Below are 2,521 nucleotides of genomic sequence, written 5' to 3' on the forward strand. Positions count from 1 at the left end.
CCGCCGCGCGGCGGGCCGTGCTGGTGACGCTGCTGGTACTGATCGCCTTTCTGGGCATGTCGCTCGCCCGGGGCGTCCCGGCGGCGTCCGGCGCCGAGCCGCCGCCCCCGGCCTCCGCCACCCGTGAACCGGCCGGTGAGGGTCAGCAGGACACGTCCGAGACCGAACAGACCGCCCCCGGCAGAACGGAACGGGCCGGCGGGCCGCGCTTCCACCCGGTGACCCGCCCCGGTCCGCACGGCCCGGGAGCGACTCCGTACACCCGCCGGTGCGCCCCGGCCCTGCCGCGGCTCCAGCCGGCCTTCCCTCGCTGTGTGGTGCTGCGCTGCTGAGAGTCCCGGCCCGGAGTACGCCATCGCGTACCGCCAAGTGCCCCTGGGACAGCAGCAGTTGATTCAGCCCAACTCACAGTGAGGACACAGCCATGCCCATTGACCCCTTCGCCGCACTGAACGCCATCCTGCGCGCCGAGGCCGCGCGCGCCGACCTCGCCCGTCGCCGGGCCGCGGGCTCGGGAAGCTCCGCGGGCTCGGGGAGTTCGGGAAGTCCGGCGAGTCCGGGAAGTTCGGCGGGCTCGGGAGGGTCCGGAAGTACGGCACGCTCCGCGCGGCCGGCGGACGCGGAGCGGGAGGCCGCGCCCGTGGCCGCCGCGGAGCGCGGAGCCTCGGTACGACGGAAGAGGACGGGCACGCGCCAGTAGCGGCGGCTCGTCGGCCGGCCGTTCCCGCTGGGAGCGGCCGGCCCCCCGGATCGGACGCCCGTCACCTGTCGGCGTACGAAGGCGCACCAAGGCGTAAGAACGCGTAAGACGGCCTACGACGGCGTACGACTGCGGTGATATGGCCGCAATCGAACGGCGTGCGGCGCCCCGGCCATGGTTCCGGGGCGCCGCGTGGATCTCGTTCCGCCGCGGTACGGTCCGGCCGCCGCCGGGCGTCAGCGCACCGGGGCGCCGGGGCCCAGCGGAATGCCCGTAGCCCACCAGACCAGGAACAGCGCGGTCCACGCCAGCGTCATGGCGACCGCCAGCGGCAGGGTGTACGAGGCGAGCGTGCCGATCCCGGCGTTCTTGCGGTACCGCTGGAGGAAGCCCAGCGCCATGATGAAGTACGGACTCATCGGGGTGATCGCCGTCGACCCCGAGTCCGCGATCCGGAACAGCGCCTGGGTCGTCTCGGCGGGCACGCTGACGAGCATCAGCATCGGCACCAGTACGGGCGCCGCCAGCGCCCACATCGCGGAGCCGCTGGTGACCATCACGTTGACCAGCGTCAGCAGCACCAGGATCAGCAGGAACACCAGCACGATCGGCATACCGCTCTGCTCCAGGGCCTCCGCCGCCCTGACGGCGAGTACGTCGCCTATGTGCGTCCAGTCGAAGTACGCCAGGAACTGGGCGATCGCGAAGAACAGCACCAGCACCGGCGCCATCTGCTTGACGCCCTCGCCCATCAGCCTCGGTACGTCGCCGGGCGTGCGGATCGAGCCCGAGCGGTACCCGTACACCATGCCGGTCAGACCGAACACCACGGCGACGATCGCCGCGATGCCGTCCAGGAACGGCGAGTCGACGATGCTGCCGCCCTCGCCGCGCAGCGGTGACCCCTGCGGCACCATCACCGCGACCAGCACCACGAGCACGGCCACCAGGGCCACGACCGCCGCGCGCAGCGCCGAGCGCTCCCGCGCGCTGAGGGTGAGGGCGCCGAGGTCTTCGAGGTCGGCGTCCGGGTCGGCGTCGAGATCGGGCCGCCGGCTGAGCACGAACTTCGTCACCAGGGTGATGACGGCCGCGAGGAGCAGCGACGAGGCGATGTTGAAGAACCAGTTGCTCAGCGGCGACACATAGGCGGCGTCCCCGCCGACGATCCGCGCGGCGGCGGTGGTGATGCCCGCGAAGATGGCGTCGTTGGGAGTGGGGATCGGGCTCGCGTCGTACCCGGAGGCGATGGCCGTATAGGCGACGACGATGCCGAGGACCGGGGAGCGGCCCACCGCGCGGAAGGCCAGACCGCCGAGCGGTACGAGGATGATGTACGCGGCGGCCGAGGCGACATGGGCCACGGTGCCCGCGAAGGCGACCGCGAACACCACCCAGGACGCGGGCACCCGCGAGACGCTTACCCGCATCAGCGCCGCGAGGAAACCGGTGCGTTCGGCCACGGCCACGCCCATGATGACGACCACGATGGTGGCCATGGGCGGGAAGGAGGCGAAGTTCTCGATCATCGTCGAGACCGCCATGGCCAGCCCGTCACCGCTGAGCAGATTCTCCACCGCGACGGTCTTGTGGTCACTGGGCGAGACGACCGACACATCGGCCGCGGCCAGGATCGCGCTGACCACGGCGAGGACCGCGGACAGGATCCAGAACAGCCAGAACGGGTGCGGCAGCGCGTTCCCGGCCCGTTCGACGACGGCCATCGCGCGGACGATGCGCGGCAGCGGGGTCCCGTCGCCGGGTGGTGCGGGTCTGCCGGGTGGGGCGGGGGTCGATGTGGTCATGGGAGCGGCTCCTTGC

The 2,521-nt window shown here is 72.3% G+C and carries 3 protein-coding genes; 2 read left to right on the forward strand and 1 reads right to left on the reverse strand.

Annotation, left to right across the window (positions count from 1 at the left end; genetic code table 11):
• Both WH07_RS34415 and WH07_RS34420 read left to right on the forward strand, forming a co-directional pair.
• Positions 1–332, forward strand: a 332-nt coding sequence (locus WH07_RS34415; RefSeq protein ID WP_052744659.1) for a hypothetical protein, incomplete at its 5' end; no start/stop codon positions are given.
• Between the two features lie 92 nt (positions 333–424).
• Positions 425–700, forward strand: a complete 276-nt coding sequence (locus WH07_RS34420) for a hypothetical protein (RefSeq protein ID WP_046508881.1) — start codon at positions 425–427, stop codon at positions 698–700.
• Positions 701–936: 236 nt separating this feature from the next.
• Here the strand turns inward: WH07_RS34420 and WH07_RS34425 are convergent, their stop codons facing one another.
• Complete coding sequence (locus tag WH07_RS34425; RefSeq protein WP_046508883.1) at positions 937–2,505, reverse strand: AbgT family transporter; 1,569 nt, start codon at positions 2,503–2,505, stop codon at positions 937–939.
• Positions 2,506–2,521: the final 16 nt, after the last annotated feature.

The sequence above is a fragment of the Streptomyces odonnellii genome, from assembly GCF_000981895.1.
Lineage (GTDB): Bacteria > Actinomycetota > Actinomycetes > Streptomycetales > Streptomycetaceae > Streptomyces > Streptomyces odonnellii.

What these genes read in the sequence shown, in the direction of transcription:
- WH07_RS34425 (WP_046508883.1), bottom strand. Translation starts at nt 2,505, where the DNA reads ATGACCACATCGACCCCCGCCCCACCCGGCAGACCCGCACCACCCGGC.
- WH07_RS34420 (WP_046508881.1), top strand. Translation starts at nt 425, where the DNA reads ATGCCCATTGACCCCTTCGCCGCACTGAACGCCATCCTGCGCGCCGAG.